General features: G+C 56.6%; 1 protein-coding gene. It reads right to left on the bottom strand.

The annotated features are described in order from the left end of the window. Positions 1–11: 11 nt before the first annotated feature. Positions 12–512 (bottom strand): hypothetical protein (locus ARC78_RS16890; protein WP_206742682.1); only part of this gene is annotated, 501 nt, incomplete at its 5' end.

Below are 512 nucleotides of genomic sequence, written 5' to 3' on the forward strand. Positions count from 1 at the left end.
GCTTACCCGGGCTACTCGCTGAGCGTGGACTCTAGCTGGTACTCCGAAGGATAGTCAGCAGGCAATGCATGGCCGAGCAAATACTGCTGGACGGGCCATACGCCGTACGGGTTTGGCGCACGCCCGGGCTCCCCGGCTTTGAAGTCGTCTGTTACGTCCAGAATTGACTGATCCCCAGGCAACAGCCTCAAAACGTCCGGGTCGCTTTCGAGCACTGCAAGGTAATAGCGCCCCACGACTAGCTTTATCCCGCAACAGCTGCCCTCTAGAGCTACTTTGGCCGTCGCTGGAGCAGCGCCCTTCAGTACACGGACGATGTTGATGTTGCCCTTGAGATTCGAAGGCCAAGGATAGGAATCTGCTAGTTCGAGCGATGTGAGACGGAAAACGAAGATGTGTTCCGCCCTAGCGAGATTTTCTTGAAACGAAGGCACGATCGGGTCAGAGCACGCAGATGCAGCCGGTGAGAGCAACAAGAGGACGGTTATAGCCAGGGCAGCAGCTTTCATAGG

The organism is Stenotrophomonas pictorum JCM 9942 (assembly GCF_001431585.1).
Classification (GTDB): Bacteria; Pseudomonadota; Gammaproteobacteria; order Xanthomonadales; family Xanthomonadaceae; genus Stenotrophomonas; species Stenotrophomonas pictorum.